Genomic DNA, 19644 nt, shown 5'->3' with positions numbered 1-19644 from the left:
ACGGGGGCACGGGCGGGGCGGTGGAGACCGGAGACGGAGACTGGGCGGGCAACAGCGAGGGACGTCATCTTGCCTCTGCACAGCGTGAGTTGCCGTCCGGGACCAGCGTGGGGGTGGGGTCAGTGGCCGAGCAGTCCGGCAGGGCGTCGGAGGGGGCGGACGGGGTCTCTTCCCCCGGAGAGGTCTCTCCCGACGGAGGAGACGTCGTAGCGGCTGGCACGGACCCCGAACGGCAGCCCGGAGGTGGCGGCCGATGGGGGAAGGCCGTGGGTGCGGTCGCCGCGCTCGGGGGATTCGGCGGACTCGCCGTACTGGTACCGGTGTTGACGGGCATGCTCGGCGGCGGGCAGCCGGACGCCACCCCCTCCGGCTCCGCGACGAGAGCCTCGTCCGAGGTCTCGTCCGGGGTCTCGTCCGCCAGGCGCGAGGACCTCTTCGTCACGTTCGAACAGCCCGCCGCCCGTGGCGACGCGCAGGTCGAGATCGGCCTCTGCCCCGAGTTCCGGGGACGCTCCCGGCTCGCCGACGGCTACCGGCTGTGGCTCGTCGGACGCGTCGCCACCGAGGACGCCTACACCCTCTTCGGTGAGGCGAAGGTGTCCGCCACGACCGGCACGTGGAACCTCAAGACGCAGGTGGGCGCGGAGGAACAGACCGGGGCGGTCTTCGAGATCTTCGCGGTACCCGTACCGGTCCGGGTGTCCGACTACCTCCTCGACGCCACGGACTACCAGGGCCGCCACCTCGCCCCGCACGGCGACGGCACCTCGATGCTCGGGCTGCGCAACACGGCCCTGCCCCCTGACGCCGACACGCGGCACGGCGACAGCATCACGGTACGGCGGAGCGAGGTCAACGGCTGCTGAGCGGGACCGGGGGCGCCCACGCCGGGCGCCGTCCATTCGCTCGCGCGTTCGCCCGTTCATCGGCCCGTGTGATCCCCTCCGCAGCGGCGCCACCCGGCGCGAGGGTGGCGCGTTGGGGTTCCGTGACAGCAGTGCAGTGACGGTTCTGCAACCGGGCCGCCGATCGGCTCCCGACCCCGGTTCTCTGCTGTCACGCTCGCGAACACGCAGGTCACGGTATGGAGAGTTACGACGTGTGGACATGTGCCGAGACCCCCGGGACCCTGCCCGCGCCCCGGCGCGGTCGACCGGTCGACGGAGGTCTGCTCGGCCGGGAGACGGAACTGACACACCTGCGCGCGGCGCTCGCGGGACACCGGCTGGTGACGGTGACGGGCGCGGCGGGGATGGGCAAGAGCAGGCTGGTCGCGGCGGTGGTGGAGGCGGGGGCCGTGGTGTGGGTGGGGGAGGGCGGGGAAGGCGGCGACGGCGGGCTGGCGGAACGGGTGGCTCGGGTGGCGTGGAGGGTGAGCGGTGCGGGGGGTGTCGGTGATGGTGCCGGCGGTGATGTCGGCGGTGGTGTCGGTGGTGTGCGGCAGGCGGAGGCGGTCGTACAACCCGACAGCCCGACGGGCGGCCTCGTGGCCCCCCGCTCCCCGCGTACGCCGGAGCACTCCCGGAACCCGGACCTCCGGCACACCCCTGACCCCGCACCTCACGCCCCCGTCCCTGGTGTCCCCACCCCTGACGCCCCCGCGCCCGGCACCCCCGACCCCGTCGCCGCCCTCCGCGCCCTCCCGCACCCCCTCCTCGTCCTCGACGGCGTCGACCCCGTCCACGCCGAGTGCGTCGGCCTCGTCCAGGGACTCCTCATGGCGCTCCCGGCGCTGAAGGTCCTCGTCACCGCGCGCCGCGCCCTCGGTCTCGGCGAGGAACACGTGCTGAGGCTGGGCGCGTTGGGGCTGACCGGCCCGGCGGTGGAGCTGTTCCTCGAACGGGGCAGCAGCGCCACGGGCCGCGAACTGCGGTACGGCGACGACGGCTTGGCGGCGGCCGAACGGATCTGCCGGCTCCTCGAAGGCGTCCCCCTCGCCATCGAACTCGCCGCCGGCCAGCTCACCCGGCACTCCGTCACCGACCTCGCCGCCCGCCTCGAACGCGACCAGTGCTGGCTCACCGGCCCCCACCCCGGCCCCCGCAGACATCGCTCCCTGCGGGACGCGGTCGGCGCCGGATACCGGCTGTGCGAACGGGAGTCGAGGGTCGTGTGGGCGCGCGCCAGCGTCTTCGCGGGCTCCTTCACCGAGCCGACGGCCGTCTTCCTCTGCGCCGGCTCCGGCGTCGAACCCCACCAAGTCCCGGGACTGCTCGCCCAGTTGGCGGCATCGGGCGTACTGGAGACACTGGGCGAGCCCGGCGGCGTACGGCCCTCCCGCTACCGGATGACCCGCGCCGCCCGCGACTTCGGCGCCGAACGCCTGCGGGAGGCGGGCGAGTCGACGGTCGCGCTCGACCGGCACGCCCTGCACTACCGCAGGGTCGCGGCCGTCGCGGAGAACCTGTGGGCCAACGGCCAGCAGCGGCAGGCGGTCCGGCTCGTCCGGGAGGAGTACGACGACCTGGCGGCGCTCGTCCGCCGGGCCCGCTCGCGTCCCGGGCAGGCCGAGGGGGCGCTGGAGACGGTCGTCAGCCTCTGGTTCTGGTGGGCCGTCCACGGGCACGCGGCGCAGGGGTACGCCCAGCTCCGCCGGCTGCTGCCGCTGGTCGAGGCCGACAGTCCCGTACTGCCGCGCGCCCGCTGGCTGACGGCCTGGCTCGGCACCGGTGATCCCGAGCCGGCCCGGGAACTCCTCGGGCGGGCCTGGACCGGCGCGGTCCTCGCGGGCGACGACGCCACGGTCGGCCGTATCGCCCATGTCGAAGGGGTGCTGGCCTGGCGGGACGGCTCCCTCGGCGTGGCCGAGTCCTGCTTCGCGCAGGCCGCCGACCTGATCCCGCCCGGCGCACCCGGCGGCCCCTCGCCGACGGTCAGCCTTGCGGCGCTGGCGATCGTCCAGTCGTACCGGTCGCCGCGTACGGCCCGGCGCACCGCGCACCGCGCGCTCTGCATCCCCGGCGTGGCGGCCGACTCCTGGGCGACCCTCCTCGCCCGCTACGCCCTCGCCGTCACCGACCACCCCACCCATCCGTCCCGCAGCCGGCACCGGGCGCGGCGGGCGCTCGCCACGATCGACACCCGGATCGACGCACCGCAGGGCACGGCGGCGCTGCTGCGGCTCATCGCGGACGTGGAGTGCGGGCGGGCGGCGGACGGGGGGTGGGGGGCGTTCGTGCCGAACGCCGCCCCGCCGCTTCCCGGGCGGGACGCCTGACCTCCCTCACAGCACGCTCGCCCCCTCCCGTGCCGCCACCCCCCAGGCCGCCGCGCACAACGCCCGGTCCACCCCGACCCCGTACAGCGCGCCAGCCAGCCACACCCGCGCGAAGCCGCCCGGGTCGGCAGGGAGCAGCCGCCCGAACGCGTCCCGCTCCCGCTCCCCGGCGCCGGCGTCCAGCGCGTGCAGCAGGTCCGCCGCCGTACCGAGCCCGGCGTCCCGCAGGGCCCGGACGTCCCGGGCGACCCCGCCGGGGACGGAGAGGACCCGCCGGCCACCGGTGACGGCCTGGGCGAGCCGACGCCGCAGCAGGTACGACGGAGCCTCGCCGACCTCCGGCACGCTCTGGGGGGCCCGCGCGTCCCGGTCCACCTCCTCGGCCGCACCGTCCCGCCCCAGCACGTCCACCCGCTGGAGCCGCTCCACCCCCACACCCACCCGCACTCCCCCCTCGACCGACACCGCCAGCAGCTCCACCCGGGCATCCACCCCCGCCACCAGCCGCCCCACGACCCGCACCGCGGCCCCCACCGCCCCCGCGAGCACCCGCAGGTTGTCCCGGCAGGGCAGCCCGGGATCGTCATGGGCGACCCCGAGCCGCACCGTCACCCCGCCGCAGTCGGCCAGCAGCCAGTCCCCGCCCGCCTCCCGCACCGCCCCCACGATCACCGCGTCGAGGAACAGCAGGTCGTGCGCCGAACCGTCGAGCGCCCGGGCGACCTGCTCCCCGACCGGCACCCGCCACAACGCGTCCAGCGGAGCCGCGTCCCACCCGGCCCCGGACACTCGTACGGCCCGCACCCCCGCACCCGCCCCCAACCGCCCGGACGGCGAGACGGTCGCCCCCGACACCGCGAGCCCGGCGGACGCCAACTCCCGGTGCGTCAGGGCGGTGTCACCGAGCCGGACGGTCCGCTCGACCGCCCCCGCCGCCCGCGACACCCCGCCCGGCGCCACGTCGGACACGGTGTACAGCCGCCCGTCCGCGTCGGCGACCCAGGTGACGACCCCGGCGTACCCGGTGGCCGTCGACACCGGCTCGCAGAACACCCCGTACAGCCGCAAGGACCCCTCGGGCGTGTACGACTGCCGGGCCCGCCCCCGCAGTTCGGTCAACTCCCCGCCCGTGGCCGCCGGAAGCCGGTACGCCACCCCCAGCACCTCGCGCAACGCCCCCTGGAGATCCCCGAGTCGGTACCCGGCGTCCCCGGCGCGCGCGGCCCGCACCCCGTTCACGACGGACACCGCCGCGGCGGCGGCCCGGTGCAGCCCCGCCAGCCGCGCGCCGTGCGCCGCCCGCAGCAACTCCGCCTGGAGCACGGCCCCGGCGCCGTCCGTCCCGGCGTCGAGGACGGCGGCGGCAGCGTCGAAGAGGGCACGGGCGGCGTGGACGGAGGCGTCGTCGGGGGACTCCGGCGGCTCCACGGCCGCCGGGCTCTCCGGCTCCGCGACGGCGCCCGGCCGTTGCTCGGTGACGGCCTGCTCCTGCGCGACCGGCGCCAACGACGCCACGGCGGCCCGGTGCAGACAGTCCGGCGCGAGCAGACACCCGCAGTGGATCGCGTCCGCACTCCCCACCACCCCACCGGAGAGGGTGAGTCGAAGATCCGTCTCGTCGTCGACGGCGACCCGTACGCTCCCCCCGTCCCCGTCCGCACTCACCGGCCGCCCCGCCAGCTTCGCGACCCCCGCGTCCAGCCGCTTCCGCAGCCGGGGCGACAGCCGTTCCACCAGCTCGGCGGTCACCGACGGTACGACGGGCGGCAGTTGAGACGCCATCCGGCCCTGGTCCAACGCGATCTCCCCGCTACGCAATCTTCTCGCCCACCCAACGGGCCAGCTCCATCGGACTCAACGCGGCGACCGGCATCCCGGCCGCCACCAACTGCCCCGCCACACCTGTCGAGTAGCGGGGCCGCCCGGCGTCGTCGAGGCTCGCGCACCCCAGCACATGACAGCCCGCCCCGACCAACGCCCGTACCTCCGCGAGGAGTCCGCCCAGCGGATACCCCTCCTCGAAGTCGCTGACGACGACCACGAGTGTCCGTGACGGCACGGTCACCAGCTCCCGCGCGTGCCGCAGACCGGCGGCGATGTGCGTACCGCCGCCGACGCTCACTTCGAGGAGCAGCGAGAGGGGGTCGCCGACATGGCCGGTGAGGTCGATGACCTCCGTGGAGAACGCGAGGAAGTGCGTCTCCAGCGTCGGCACCCCGGCCAGGACGGACGCGGTGAGCGCCGCCCAGATCGTGGACGCCTCCATGGACCCCGAGACGTCGGTGACCAGGATCAGCCGCCAGTCCGCCGACCGCCGCGCCCGCGTCCTGAACACCGGGCGCTCCGGGATCACCTGGACGACGCCGTCCGCCCCGACGCGGGCGCTCGCGAGGTTCGCCCGCAGGGTCCGGGCGAGGTCCAGTCCGCCGCCCGGCCGCCGGCTGGGGCGGGCGACGACCGTGCCGTGCAACGCCGGGCGCAGCCGGGTCGCCAGCTCTCGCGCCAGCTCCTCCACGAGCCGGCGCACCAGGGGCCGCAGCGCCGCGATCCGTGCCTCCGGGAGGCCGCCCGCGTGCCGCAGCACCGTCCGCAACAGCTCGACGGACGGGCGTACCTGACCGGCGTCCAGCTCCTCGACGACGTCACTCCGACCGGCCGCGACGGCGGCGGCCAGCACCTCCTCCCGGACCCCGGCCCCGAACAGCACGGCCAGCTCCTCGGCCCACTCCCGGGCCCCGGGGTACGCGACCTCCCGCCCGCCTCCACCGATCCGGCCCCGGCTCCCTTCCCCACGGCCGCTCCCGTACAACTCGTCGAGCGCCGTCGCCAACCGGGCCGCGTGAGCGGGGAGTTGATCGCCGGTGCGGCCTAGGAGGAGGCGCCAGCGGGTGGCGGGGGAGAGGTCGAGGTGGGGGCGGGGGGAGGGGGGATGTACGCCGTGGTCGGCATCAGTATCGGCGTCGGCACCGGCATTGGCACCGGAGTCCGCATCCGCATCGGTATCGGTGCCGGCATTGGCGTCCGCACCGGTGTCGGCATCGGCGTCCGCATGTGCATCCGCACCCGCGTCCGTGTGCCGCACCGGCTCCGTTGACCCGACCGTGACCGTGACCGGGGCCGGGGTCGGTGCGGCTGTCGGAGCCGTGTCCGGCTGCGGGGCCGAGGAATCCACGGGGGCCGGTGTCGTGACCACTGCGGAGGCCGCCCCCTGCTCCGTGGCCGGGAACTCGGCGAGGGCCGGCACCTGCTCCGTGGCCGGGATCTCCGCGAGGGCCGACGCCTGTGCCGCGACCGGCGCCGTCTCCACCACCCCCGGCAGCAGCCCCCACCCCCGCAACCCCTCCCGAGCCGCGAGATCCGCCGCCACCCACGCCGCCGACGCCCCCGCCTCCCCGACCCGCGAGCCCCCCACCCGCTCCTCCACCACCGAGAGCAACCGCTCCCGCGCCGCAGGGCTCAACGTCTCGAACCCACCCCGCAACGCGGGCAGCCGATCGAGGAAATCCCGGTCCGGCAGCGTCGACACCCGCTCCAGCAACGGTTCGAGCGAGGCGCCCGCGGCCTCCAGCAACGGCCCGGCGACGGTGAACAGCCCCGTCAGCCGCCCGGTCAACGCGGCCCGCCCCGGCCCGTCGACGGCGGAGTCCACCCACGACCCGACCCGCTCCCCGAACCCCGCCGCCTCCTCGTGCCCCAACAGCACCCGCACACCCCCGGCGGCCCCCCGCATCAACGGCGACCCCTCCCCGGCGAGCCGCGCCAGCGCCTCACCCAGCCGAATCCCACCCAACTCGTCGGCCCGATGCGCCAGTTCCAGCAGCCCCCGCGCGTCCTCCACCTCCTCCGACCCGACCAACCCGTCCACCTGCCGCACGGCGGCAGCCGTCAACGCCTCCGCCACGGCGACAGACTTGGCGACACGACGCGCCCGCGCGTCCCGCGTACGGCCCTCCGCCGCTTCCCGCGCGAGTCCCTCCCGCGCCCCCGGTCCGTCCCCCGCGTCCCCCTCCAGCCCCGGCACATGCCCCGCCCGCAACCGGTCCAACAACCCGAGCCCCGCGAGGAGTTCACTCAACGTACCGGCCCCCGGCAGCACCTCCCCGACCTCGTCGAGCCGCTCCTCCGCCAACTCCACGAGCCCGCACTCCGCAGCCTCCTCCAATCCTCGCAGCACCTGCGCGGCCGTCGCCCCGCCCGCCTCGGTCTCGGCCCGCCACCGCTCCCGCAGCACCCCCTCGGCGGCCTGCGCGGCGGTCACCCCACGCATCCCGGCCGCCGTCAGCATCGCGGCGGTCGCCGGCGTCCACCGCACCTCCCACCGGGACGTCAACGCCGCACCCCCGCCCGTGCCGACGACCTCCTTGCGCTCGCCGTACGGCACCCGGCACACTTCCAGCCGGACGAGCAGCACCTCCCGGCGCCGGTCGAGCCGGGACCGCAGCGGATCGAGCCGCAGATCCCGCGCCGCCGCGACCGTCCGCTCGGGTCCCGGCAGGCCCAGCGCCGCCACCTCGGTCTCGACGGACGGCCCCAGCCCGCTGCGCGGCGCCCCCGGAGCGGCCCGCCCCACGCGCTCCCCGACGAGCACCCGCTCCATGGCCCGCGCGACGGCCCGCCCCCTCCCGTACGGCTCCCCCTGGGCCAGCACGGACTGCACGGCCTCCACCAACTCCCCCCGCCCGGCGGCCGGCAGCCCCCGCAGCCGCCCCAGATCCACGGCGACCCGCACGATCTCCCGCGCGTCGGCGGGCCCCGACGGATGCCCGGACTCCCGCAGTGCCGCACACACCTCCACCGAGGCCCGCACCAACGCCTCCTCCAGCACCGCCGGCTCCCCACCGGCCGCCAGCACCCGGTGCTGCCACTCGGGGTCCCTGATCCCGGCGGGATACCCGGACCGCTCGTCGAGCAGGGCGTAGGTGTAGGGGATGAGGGAGGTGATCCACCCGCCGGGGGAGGCCACCGGGGCAGACCCCGGCAGCCCGCTCCCCGCCTCGACCGCACCACTTCCCGCCTCGACCGAACCGTCCCGCGCCTCGACCGAACCGTCCCGCGCCTCGACCGAACCGTCCCGCGCCTCGACCGCACCGCTCCCCGTCTCGACCGCACCGCCCCCCACCAGCGCGGGCGCGTGGAACGCCCCCACCACCACAGCCGCCCGCTCCCCCCGCGAGGTCGCCTCGGCGAGACACTTCCGCATCCACCGCTCGCGCGCGAGATCCCCTTCGGAGACACCCCCGTCCGCACCCTCCGTGTCCGCCCGCAGTGCCCACCCCGTCAGCAGCGCGGCCCGCCGCACCGCCTCCGGGGGAGAGCCGGGGGCGGTGGCCTCGACGAGCCGGTCCCACAGGTCGTCCCCGTTTCGTCCGGTCAGCCGGGACCGCAGCGCCCCCACGAGACCGGAGCCCCCCGACCCCTCGGCCCCGTCGAACCCCCGCTCCCGCAACGGCAGATCGCACGCCACGACCGGCACCCCGTGCCGGGCCGCCCACCGCACGGCAGCCAGCTCCGGCGAGAAGTCGGCGAACGGATAGAACGCGGGCCCCGACGCCCCGCCCTCCGGCACGGCCGCCAGCGCGACCGGCGCGACGGTGTCCTCGTGGGCCAGCCACGGCACCCACTCCTGCAACTCGCCCGGCAGCTCCACCAGCAGCACATCCGGCCGGGCCGCCGCCAGCAGCGCCGGCACGGCGGCGGCCAGCGACGGCGCGTGATGCCGGACCCCGATGAGATAGGGACCGTCGGGATCGGTCAGCGCGGCGAGCGCGTCCTCGGGCCGCACGTCGACAGCACTCACCCCTCCAGCACCCCCCGCAGCTCCCACAACGTCCGCCAGGTGGCCGCGCCCTGCTCCGCCCGCCGCCGCACCGGCCCGTCCCAGTACCCCCGCAGCCGTGCCGCGTCGGACGGGTCGTCCTTGCGGACGACGCCCAGCAGATGCCCCGGCAGCAGCCCCAGCACGTCCCGGTCACCGGGGAAGTACGCGGCGGCGAGCCCCAACGCCCCCGCCACGGCGACCGCTTCGGCCGTACTCATCACCGTGGACGGCCGCTCGACCTCCCACCCCTCGGCGGACCGTCCCTCCCGCAGATCCCGGAACGCCGTCACCAGCGCCTCCACGACCGCGTCGTCCACCCGGAACGGCGCCCCCGCCCGCTCCACCGACGCGCGGGCCTGCCGGCGCACGAGCGCGACCTCCGCGTCGAGGTCGGGAATCGGGCCGACCGTCTCGAAGTTGAAGCGCCGCTTGAGGGCGGCGGACATCTCGGAGACCCCCTTGTCCCGGAGGTTCGCGGTGGCGATCAGGCTGAACCCGGGCGCGGCGTGCGCCAACGCGGCGTCCGTGCCCGCGAGTTCGGGAACGGCGATCCGGCGCTCTGAGAGCAGCGAGACCAGGGAGTCCTGGACCTCGGGCAGACAGCGGGTGACCTCCTCGACCCGGGCGATCCCGCCCCGCCGCATCGCGGTCAGCACCGGCGACGGCACGAGCGCGCCCGCGCTCGGCCCCTGCGCCAGCAACAGGGCGTAGTTCCAGCCGTACTTCAGCTGGTCCTCCGTCGTCCCGGCGGTCCCCTGCACCACCAGCCCGCTGGTCCCGCACACGGCGGCGGCCAGCAGCTCGGACAGCAGCGACTTCGCGGTACCGGGCTCCCCGACGAGCAGCAGCCCGCGCTCCCCGGCGAGCGTCACGACACACCGCTCGACGAGCGCCCGCTCCCCGACGAACTTCCCCTCCACGACGAGCCGCCGGGGCACCCCCGGGGGCACGTCGGCCCCCTCGGGCACCTTCAGCGCCTGTCCGCCGCTGCCCATCACGAACGTGACGACCGCGCGGGGCGTCAGCAGCCAGCCGGGAGGCCGCGCCCCGCCGTCGTACGTGGCGAGGAACGCCAGCTCCTCGGCGTACCGCTCCTCGGGCGGCACCACCTGACGAGGGGCGGAGGTGAGCGTGTCGGTCATCGTCGGGTTCTTTCCGTAGCGTCGACAGGAAGTCGGTCGAAAGGGCGTTGGTCGAAAGGGTGTCGGCCGGAAGGGGACCGGTGTGCGGTCACTTGCGCCGCCTCCGGCCCCGCGTGGTCCGCAGCGTCTCGAACGCGGGCCCGTCGCCGTCGCGCACCCGCTGCCACGCGCGCGTGAACAGCTCCGCCACCGGCACCGTCGGCGCCGTCCGGGCCTGGCCGCCCAGCGGGTGGAGCGCCTCCTTCCAGGTCTCCACCGGCAGCGCGGGAGCCCGCAGGTCGGACCAGCCGCACGGCAGGAACAGCGTCCGCCCGGCCCGCGCCCGCTTCGCCGTGACGACGAGGTCGCTCGCCGCCAGCTCCGTACGCGCCTTCTTGAGCCGTGCGGGCCGCCACCCGGTCCACCGCGCGCAGTTGCGGTCCGTCGGATCGGGCAGCGCGAGGAGCTGGAGGTACAGCACGGCCGCGTCCTCGCTCACCCCGTACTCCGCGGCGACCTCCCCGGCCAGTCCGGGCACGCTGACGGCGGGGTCCTGCGCGAACCCGACCGCACCCGAGGCGTCCGGCGGGCCCGCCGCCACGGCCCGCTCCAACTCCGCCCCGAGCAGCGTCCGTACGGCCCGCAGCGCGGACCCGCGTCCCTCGCCCACGATGCCCTCGATCAGCCCGAACGCCGGATCGTCGGCCCCCGCGAGCGCCCCCGGCGCCACGAGGACCGTCTCCTGGTCGCCGTACCAGGGACGCAGCGCGAACACCTCGCCCGCGCGGGTCGTCCCGTCGGCCCCGGCACCCCCGGTGGCCGGCATCCCGTACGCCTTGCGCACCTGCGCGGCGGCCGGTCCGCCCTTCTCGGACCAGCCGACGTCCAGGTCCATCAGCAGCCCCGGGTCGGCGAGCCGGCGGCGCAGCGCGGCCAGCGCGCCCGGGAGGGCGGCCCGCAGCGGATGCCCGTGGGGGAGCGCGTAGGCCAGGTGTGCGAGGGCGGGGACGGCGCGGCGGAGGTGGTGTCCGGTGGGCATCGCCGTCTCGTCGTCGGCGACGAGGTTGTTGTTCTCGTCGAAACGCTGGACGGTGGTCCGGGAGATCCAGGGCGTGCGCCCGGGGTTGAGGACCTCCTCGGCGGTGTCGACGGACACGCCCGCCTGGGACAGTTCGGCCGCGAGGTTCTCCGGGAGGCGGACGACGCCGCGCAGGAACCGCCGCCAGGTCGCCCCGACGGCGTCGACGCGCGGACCGGAGGTCCACAGGTCGGCGGGGTCCTCGGGCAGCAAGTCGCCGATCATCGACCGCCAGTTGCCCGCCCCGAGCGTGTCGAGCAGCTCTTCGGCCAGCTCGCTCTGCCGCTTCTTGAGCCCCATCCCCGCGAGCTGCTCCGCGTCCGGGTCGTCGGGCCGGGCGGCGAGCAGGAGGGCCGCCTGCGCGGGCCCGAGCCCGCCCCCGGTGGCGTCGACGAGCCCGGCGCCCGCCTCCGGCTGCCAGGGCGCGGGCCCCTTCTCCCGGATCAGCCGGACGACGTCGGCGAGCGCCTCGGCCGACACCGCCGACGGACGCGTCCCCTCGGTCTCCCGCGCGAAGTGCGCGACGGCGTCGAACCGCCCGCTCGGGTCGTGGTCGAGGGCGAGCCAGCGCACCCGCTGCCGGTCGCCGGGGCTGTCGACGGACTGGCAGCACAGCAGGACGACGGTCCGCCCCTCCCGGCGCAGCACCTGCCCGACCCGCGCGGCCGTGCCGTGCTTCTTCTCGTACGGCTCGCTGAGCTGCACCTCGCGCCAGGGCGTCTCCCGGCGCGCGAGGGGCCCCTCCAGGAGGGTGCCGAACAGCAGGAGCAGCGACGCGCGGTGCTCCTCGGCGAGCAGCGGCGACGCCGCCCGGTAGGCGAGCGGGCGCAGCACCTCCAGCAGGGCGGTCCACCCGGTCTCCATGCCGGGGACGGTGTACTCGTCGCTGGTCCAGCCGTCCACGTCCGAGGTCTCCCGGGAGCGGCGCGCCAGCGGCGGACCGTCGGCGGGGTGTCCGGCCAGGACGTGGTGGACGGCCTTCAGCTGCCGCAGCGTCGCCCAGCGCCGCTCGTCGCCGTACCAGCCGTACTGCCGCAGGTGCACGATCCCGGCGACCGCGTCCCGCAGCGACCGGTCGTCGCCGTGCTCGGGCGCGAAGTCCGCGAACATGCCCAGCGTCCGGCTGCCGCGCTCGGCCGGCGCGGGCGGCGTGACGGCCTTGCCGATCGACGCACGCAGTTCGAGAACCGCGTGGACGACAGCGGCCACCCCGGTCAGCAGACGTGCCTCCGTCACCTCGGGCAGCTCACGCCCGACGGCTTCCCGGACGACGGTGTCGGCGCCCGGCACCGCGGCCTTCGCGTCGCCCTCGGCGGCGGCGAGCCGGGCCTCCCGCTCCGTGAGAGCGAGGCCCCCGGCCGTCAGCAGCCGGGCGGCGCGCGTGTCGTCCAGCCCCCGCAGCACCGCCGAACCGGCCGTGTCCCTCGGCCGCAGCGCGTGCCAGAAGGCGACCGGCGGGACGAGCGCGGTCCCGGCGGCGAACTCCCGGCCCGGGTCCAGCTGCGTCACCCGGCCCAGCTCCCCGGCGGGCGAGAGGTCGTCCCCGGCGTACAGCACGACCTGCCGGTCCGAGGCGACGGCCACCGGAGCGGCCCCGCCCGGCAGCCGCAGTACGCCCAGCGGCACGCCCCGGCGCCGCCCGCCGCCCACGGTGACGGTCCGGCCGTCGGGCGTACCGGCGGTGAGCCGGCCGTCGGCGTCCTCGCGGACCCAGCGCCCGAGGACCGTCCCGTCGGTGCCGAACGGGCTCTCCTCCAGGCCCGGCCGCAACGGCAGCACCGCGCAGTCCTCCTGACGCAGCGTCGCCCCCTCCAGGACGCCGGTCCGCAGGAACGCCGGCAGCGAGGCGCGGCCGTGCGCGCCGGTCGCCGGGTCGTACTCCAGCCACACCTGCCGCCGCCCGTCCCGCCCGAGCCGCCACAGCGTGGTGCCGTCCCCGATGACGGGCCTGCCGGGCGGTACGACGGTGTCGCCCGCGTGGAGCGCGCGCCCGCCGGTCGCCCGGCCGCCGTCCGGCAGCGGGAGCGACGGGGTGTCGGCGTCGTTGCCGTACCAGCCGGAGAGCTGCTCGCCGCCGATCGTCAGGATCTCGGCGGGGCGGGCCGACCAGTAGCCGGACTGCTTGCCGTCCGTGCGCCACGCCACCAGCAGCTCGCCGTCCGCGTACCGGAACGTCGGCTGCTCCCACCGGTTGAGCGTTACCGGGATGCGCAGGTCGTGGTCCAGGAGGACGCCCTCGGGGCCGACGACGACCGCCTTGTGCCGCCGGGACAGGATCAGCGCCGGCCACGCCTCGTGCACGCGCAGCGTGTCGTCGTCGCTCGGCGGGCGGCCGGTGTCCAGCAGGCCCAGCGCCTCGTCGAGCGCGGGCCAGCCCAGCTCGTCGAGGAGCCCGGCGCGCAGCGTGCGCCCCAGGAGCGGCGCCACCTCGTGGGCGGCGGCCCGCGCGACCGCGTCCGGCGCGACCTGGCCCGCCACCGAGCGGTACGTCCGCAGCCGGTGCACCGCGGCCCGCGCGGTGTTCAGCCCCGCCGCGCCCGTCAGCTCCCCGGCCGCGTCGTCCAGCCACTCCCGGAGCACCTCGCGCAGCACCGGATGCCCGGCCAGCGCCTGCGCGTTGTCCCTCGACCGGCCGCGCCCCAGGGCCTCCACCGACTCGTACAGCAGCCGCCTCAGCCGCGGGTCGGCCGCGAACGCCGCCAGGTCACGGCGGCCCTCCCGGTCGTCCGCGAACCAGTCGTCGAGCCCCAGATACACGCTCTCGCCGGGCTCGGGCACCGCCAGAGGCACCCCCTCGGCCGCGCACAGGTCCAGCAGATCCGGGTCCGCGCCCGGGTACCAGCGTCCGCTGAAGACGTCCACCGGACGCCCCGCCTCCCGCAGCCGGGGCGCCAGCCGGGCGACCAGCGCGAGTGTCGCGGGGGAGCGCCGGGGCGCCGTCCGGCCGTGCTTGCGGTGCAGCTCCCACCGGGCGAGCCAGTCACCGGCGTCCGCACCGCCCTCGCCGGTCAGCAGTTCGTCCGCCCCGCACTCCGCGAGCAGCGCCAGCCAGAACTCGTCGTCCTCGACCGACCCGCCCAGCCCCGCCGGCATGATCTCCAGCAGCCGCGCCCGCACCTCCGGCCGCTCCCCGCAGAGCACCACCAGCGTGGCCCGGTAGGCGTTCCAGAACGACGCCGGGGCCCGCACCGCCGCCGGGGACGCGATCAGGTCGGCGACCAGCGCGCACTCCTGCGCCACCCGGTCCAGCCCGGCCGCCTTGACCAGCCCGCGCGCGTCCTGCGGCAGCGAGGCGTACGGCGGCATGCCGGCCGCGCAGCGCTCCACCGTCAACTGCCGGAACTGCGCCCATGCCTCGGCCGGCGCGAGCCGCTCGGACAGCGCCTTCACATGCTCCTTGAGGGCCTTGACCGTGAGCGCGCCGGCGAAGGCGAACTCCAGGAACACGGCCCGCTGCCGGTCCTCGTCGACCGTCAGCGCGTGCACCCGCTCCGCCTCACGGGCCTTGCCGAAGAACGCGGCGGCGTACGTGGTGTTCTCGTACTGGAGGAAGACCCGCGCGGCCTGTTCGTAGAACGTCGGCAGGAAGTGCGGCACCGCGCGGCCCAGCCGGGCGCCCAGCTCCTCGAACCCCTCCTTGGCCGTCCCCGGACGGGACTTGGCCTGCCGGGCGAGCCGCTCGACGTCCCGGACCAGCGCCAGCGCGTGATGCCCGTTCGCCGGGTCGTTGACCAGCGCCCAGGCCGGGAACCCGAGCGTCTCCCGGCGCACCTGCCCCACCTTGGGCGCCTCCGGCGCGCGCACCAGGCCCAGGAAGTCCAGGGCGAGGTCCTCGGCCTCCCCGAGCGTCCCCGGCACCAGCCGGACCACCGGGCGGTCGTCCAGCGCGGGGTGCGTGTACGTCCGCGCGGTGAGCGTGTCGGCGTCCTCGCGGGCCGTGCTGCCGACCGGGAGGACCGCTCCCGCGTCCAGCAGGGCGCCCGCCGCGTCCACCGTGTTCTCTTCGGGCACTTCGTGTCGCCCCGTAGCCCCGCTCATGCCGCCCGCTCCTCGTCCTCGATGTCGCGCCCCGCGTAGAGCGCCGCCGCCATCCGCATCCCCTCCGACCAGGCCACCGGCCCGACCTGACCGAGCTTCAGGACCCGGCCCGCCGGGTCGGTGAAGACCAGCGGCCCGGTCTCCGTCGCGGACCAGCCGTCGTAGTCGCCCACCCACACGCGGGCCTCGACGCTCCGGCCGCCCTCGACGATCGCGCACACCGCGTGCCCGCCGCGCACGCGGTAGCCGAGCTGGGCCACCCTGCCGTGCAGGAACCGCAGCTCCTTGAAGGCACCGCCCGCGTACTCCTCGACCTCCGTCGCCTCCGCGTCCAGCGCCGCCGGGCGGCGCCACACCTCGCGGAAGAGCTGCGGGGCACGCTGCTCCACGCCCAGCTCCACCGCGAACTCCCGCAGCTCCTCCAGGTCTTCGAGGAGCACCGGATGCGGCAGCCGCACCAGATCGGGGGCGATCCGGACCGTGTCACCGTCCAGATCGACGACCCCGAGCCCGCGCGCCTGGTCCGCGTCCCGAAGGAATCCGGCCACCTCGCCGCTGTCCCACAGGACCACCAGATCACGCAGCGCCGACCGCCACGCCGGGTCCGGCCACACCCTCAGGAGGACCTCCACCGGCACCTCCAGGGAGCGGGTCATCCACCGCTCCACGTCCGCCAGGCACTGCCGTTCGTGCCGCTCCAGCCACTCCGCGAGCTGCTCCAGGCCGGCCACCGCCGGATCGTCCCTGAGCTTGGACGGAACCGATTTCAGCGCCTTCCCGGCAGCGTTCCGGCACACCACCCTGCCGCCGTCGAGAGCGACTTCGTAGCCGCCCGCAGCCGACACCCACCCCATATGTGCCTCCCCAGCACCACGCAGTGATCCACTGCCTCGAACTGTAGAGGGAGCCACTGACAACGCCCCCGGCGCGGCCCTCTCGGGGACCGTCGGTTTCCGGCCGGGGCCGTGTCACACGGGCGTTCCGGTCTCTGACACGAACGCGACGCCGTGCCCCGGGATCGCGGCGGGCCGCACCGACGGCGACAGGAAGAGCCCGCCGGCCGGGACGCCTGATGTTGCGCAAAATATTGACGGTGATGAGAAAAGAGCCTTAGATTCCGTGCCGCGTCCCGGCTCCGCCCCCCGGCAGGAGCCGCCCCAGCTCCCAGCCCCCACGACAGCCCCCAAGACAAGCCCACCCCCTCGACAGGAGCCGTCCCATGCGCACCCTCCCCCGCACCACCCTCACGGCCTTAACCCTCACCCTCTGCGCCGCCCTCGCCACCCCGCTTGCCCACGCGGACACCCCCGCCCCCACCCGCCTCACCGGCACCCTCGACGACGGCGCCACCTGGATCGCCGACGTCCCCGCCGCCTGGAACGGCACCCTGCTGATCTTCAGCCACGGCTTCGGCCCCACCGTCGCCCGCAACGCCCCCTCCGAGGCCGTCCGCCTCGACCTGCTCGCCCGGGGCTACGCCCTCGCCGGCTCCTCCTACGACCCGAACGGCTCGATGTGGGCCCTGGAGAGCGCCGAACGCGACCAGTTCCAGACGATCGACGCCGTCACCGCCGAGATCGGCACCCCCGCGCGCGTGCTCGGCGTCGGACAGTCCATGGGCGGCCTCGTCAACGCACAACTGGCCCGCGACGGCGCCGGACGCATCGACGGCGCGCTCGGCCTGTGCGGACTCGTCGCCGGAGCCACCGACCTCGACAACTACCAGCTCGACGCCGAGTACACGATCGCGCGCCTCCTGCTCCCCGCCGAGGACCTGAAACTCGTCCGCTTCACCTCCGCCGCCGAGGCCGCCGCCACCGCCCAGCGCCTCACCGACGCCGTCACCGCCGCCCAGACGACCCCCGCGGGCCGCGCCAGGATCGCGCTCGCCGCCGCCTACCTCAACCTCCCCGCCTGGGCCCCCGGCCAGGACCGGCCCGCCCCCACCGACTGGGCCGGCCAGCAGGAGCAGCAGTACGCCTGGTTCGCCCAGGGCATCCTGTCGTTCGTCGAGGGCGGCCGGTTCGCGATCGAACAGTCCGTGGGCGGCAACAACTCCTGGAACAAGGGCGTCTCCTACGAACGCCTGCTCGCCGGCTCCGTCCACGCGCCCCAGGTCCGCGCCCTCTACCGGGCCGCCGGACTCGACCTGCGCGCCGACCTCGCCCGCCTCACCGCCGGAGCCGCCGTCACCGCCGACCCCGCCGCCGTCCGCACCGCCGAGCGCACCTCGTCGGCGGGCCAGGGACTCGCCGTCCCCCTGCTGAACGTGCACACGACCGCCGACAGCCTCGTCCCCGTCGAGCAGGAGAGCCGCTTCGGCGCGCGCGTGCGCGCGGCGGGCGACGGCGCGCTGCTGCGCCAGGCGTACGTGGAACGGCAGGGGCACTGCGCGTTCACGACCGCCGAGACCGTGGCCGCCCTGCACGCGCTGGAACGGCGTGTCGACACCGGGACGTGGGGCGCCTCGGCGACCGCCGCCGCCCTCCAGACCTCGGCCGTCGCCCTCGGCCTCGACGGCGCCGCCTTCATCCCCTACCGGCCCGCCCCGCTGACGGTCGGTCGGGACGGCAGGGGCTGACGAGCGCGCGGGGGTACGACTGAGGGGGCGGACGATGAGATCGTCCGCCCCCTCGAGTCCGCTGGATCAGCCCTCGACCCAGCCGTGGTGCTTGGCGAACTGGGCGAGGCCCTGACGCACCTGGAGGATCTGCTCGCCCGTGAGCGAAGGCGCCGTCGACAGCAGCGTCTCCGTGACCTCCCGGGTGAACTCCTCCGTGTTCAGGACGTCGCACAGGACGTCGTCGTCCGGCGTCAGCGGCTTGCCGTCGGCGCCGCGTGCGAGCCGCACGTCGGACGCCTTCGGACCGCGTTCGCCGTCCTCGATCTCGAACTCCACGGCCACGCCGCGGCGGATCTGCGATTCAGGCATCAACATGTCATTGACGTGCAGGAAGACATCTTCCCCGCCGTCGTCGGGAGAAATGAATCCATAACCCCGCGCGCTGTCGAAGCGCACCACACGACCGGCAACCATCCCGACCCCCAACAGCCTCGAAACACCCACTCCGGTGAACTTGTGGCAGATCGTAACCAAGGCCGGGCCCCGAGGGCGACTTCCGGGCGTTCACCGTCCGCGATACAGGGCGGTCAGCGACTCGGTCACGCTCTGCGCGACGGGAAACGGATCGCCCCGCCGCACACCTAGCGTACGGCCCCGGCGCACCGTCCCACACCCGCCGACGGACGATTCCGGACGCACGGGGGCGCCGCCAACCGGAGCCGTCCCCCGGGCAGTTCACGGACGCCCCCGCGCGGGCCCGCGGTTCACCCGTATGAGGTGCACGTCCGTCACCGGGAGCGCTCCCAGCGCCGCGCACAACCGTCCGCCCTGTGATGTCCGGCACATCCACCGGGCCCGGCCGGGTGACCGGACCGCGCGGCTGCCCCGCACCGCGCCGACGGCGCCGTATAGAGACCTGCCATGCGGACACAACGACTTTCCCGTCTCGTGCCGGCCGCCGCGCTCGCCCTGGCCGCCCTTCTGACGTCCTGCGCCGCCCCCGCCGACGGCGCGCGGCCCCTCACCGGGGACGAGGCCCAGCGGCTGGCCCTGGCCCGCTTCCGGATGTACCGGACCGGCACCGCGACGATGGACCTGCGGATCGCCGCGCCCGGCGGGACGACCACCGTGCACGCCGTCGTCGACCACCGCGCGCACCGCGCGGTCGGCTGGTACGGCACCGAAGACACCAGCGGCACGGACGGCGCCCCCGGGCTGCTCGCCTGGAGCCGCGAGGGCCTCGCGGTCGCCCGCCCCGGCACCTACGGCGCACCCGCCGCCGCACCGTCCACGACGTCACCCGCCGCCCCGCCGCCCGCCCGCGACGCCCTCCGCGCGGCGGCCCGCGTGGACAGCGCCGCCTGGACCCGCCGCCCCTACGCCCGCACCCCCCTCGACACCGCCCTCCAACTCGCCCTCGCCCTCTCCGCCGACCGCCCCGACAACGCCCAACTCCTCGCCCAGTCCGGCCCCCTGCACCTGCGCGACGACACCATCGACGGCCGCCCCTACGCCGTCCTCTCCGGCCCCCGCCCCCGCCCCGCCGCCTCCACCGCCCCCCTCACCGGCCGTTCCCCCGTCACCTACTGGATCGCCGCCGACGGGGCCGTACGCCGTGTCACCGCACGCCTCGGGGACGCACGGACCGTGACGCTCGACCTGACGGGGGAGCAGGTCCGGGGGAGCCTCCCCAAGGGGCCGTGGGACCGAAAATGACCGGATCGACGCACCCTCAGGGAGCATCGATCCGGTCATCAGGTTTCGCGGATGTTCGTTTCTCGCACCTACGGCCGCACGCGATCGGCCCCT

General features: G+C 75.9%; 10 protein-coding genes. 4 read left to right on the top strand and 6 right to left on the bottom strand.

Features of this window, described 5'->3' with window-relative positions; genetic code table 11:
* Window positions 1-266 precede the first annotated feature (266 nt).
* Together ABZX85_RS14125 and ABZX85_RS14120 are read left to right on the top strand one after the other, a co-directional pair.
* Window positions 267-866, top strand: coding sequence for a hypothetical protein (locus ABZX85_RS14125; protein ID WP_355866660.1), 600 nt, complete (start codon window positions 267-269; stop codon window positions 864-866).
* 218 nt (window positions 867-1084) lie between these two features.
* Window positions 1085-3217, top strand: coding sequence for a hypothetical protein (locus ABZX85_RS14120; RefSeq protein ID WP_355866655.1), 2133 nt, complete (start codon window positions 1085-1087; stop codon window positions 3215-3217).
* 6 nt (window positions 3218-3223) lie between these two features.
* Here the strand turns inward: ABZX85_RS14120 and ABZX85_RS14115 are convergent, their stop codons facing one another.
* The 5 genes from ABZX85_RS14115 to ABZX85_RS14095 form a co-directional block, all read right to left on the bottom strand.
* A complete protein-coding gene (locus tag ABZX85_RS14115) occupies window positions 3224-4999 on the bottom strand; it encodes a hypothetical protein (protein WP_355866652.1) in 1776 nt (591 codons plus the stop codon).
* Window positions 5000-5027: 28 nt separating this feature from the next.
* The gene (locus tag ABZX85_RS14110) at window positions 5028-9014 is read right to left on the bottom strand and encodes a DUF5682 family protein (RefSeq protein ID WP_355866649.1); all 3987 of its coding nucleotides are present in this window, start codon (window positions 9012-9014) and stop codon (window positions 5028-5030) included.
* Window positions 9011-10177: an AAA family ATPase gene (locus ABZX85_RS14105; RefSeq protein ID WP_355866646.1), complete on the bottom strand. Its 1167-nt coding sequence runs from the start codon at window positions 10175-10177 to the stop codon at window positions 9011-9013. Before ABZX85_RS14105 ends, ABZX85_RS14110 begins: the two co-directional genes overlap by 4 nt.
* A gap of 88 nt (window positions 10178-10265) precedes the next feature.
* Window positions 10266-15272, bottom strand: coding sequence for a hypothetical protein (locus ABZX85_RS14100; RefSeq protein WP_355866643.1), 5007 nt, complete (start codon window positions 15270-15272; stop codon window positions 10266-10268).
* Complete coding sequence (locus ABZX85_RS14095) at window positions 15269-16126, bottom strand: DUF4132 domain-containing protein (protein ID WP_355866640.1); 858 nt, start codon at window positions 16124-16126, stop codon at window positions 15269-15271. Before ABZX85_RS14095 ends, ABZX85_RS14100 begins: the two co-directional genes overlap by 4 nt.
* A 365-nt stretch (window positions 16127-16491) precedes the next feature.
* On the opposite strand from ABZX85_RS14095, the gene ABZX85_RS14090 reads away from it, so the two are divergent.
* Complete coding sequence (locus ABZX85_RS14090) at window positions 16492-17853, top strand: alpha/beta hydrolase (RefSeq protein WP_355866637.1); 1362 nt, start codon at window positions 16492-16494, stop codon at window positions 17851-17853.
* Window positions 17854-17919: 66 nt separating this feature from the next.
* Here the strand turns inward: ABZX85_RS14090 and ABZX85_RS14085 are convergent, their stop codons facing one another.
* Window positions 17920-18309 carry a cold shock domain-containing protein gene (locus tag ABZX85_RS14085; RefSeq protein WP_355866634.1) on the bottom strand — a complete coding sequence of 130 codons (390 nt, stop codon included), beginning with the start codon at window positions 18307-18309 and terminating at the stop codon, window positions 17920-17922.
* A gap of 447 nt (window positions 18310-18756) precedes the next feature.
* Here ABZX85_RS14085 and ABZX85_RS14080 point away from each other — a divergent pair, with 447 nt between their 5' ends.
* Window positions 18757-19551 carry a hypothetical protein gene (locus ABZX85_RS14080; protein ID WP_355866631.1) on the top strand — a complete coding sequence of 265 codons (795 nt, stop codon included), beginning with the start codon at window positions 18757-18759 and terminating at the stop codon, window positions 19549-19551.
* Window positions 19552-19644 lie beyond the last annotated feature (93 nt).

Source organism: Streptomyces sp. NPDC004539 (assembly GCF_040610055.1).
In the GTDB taxonomy this organism is placed as follows: domain Bacteria; phylum Actinomycetota; class Actinomycetes; order Streptomycetales; family Streptomycetaceae; genus Streptomyces.
Note: the sequence above shows the minus strand (reverse complement) of the source record. Positions and strands in the feature narration are given on the sequence as shown.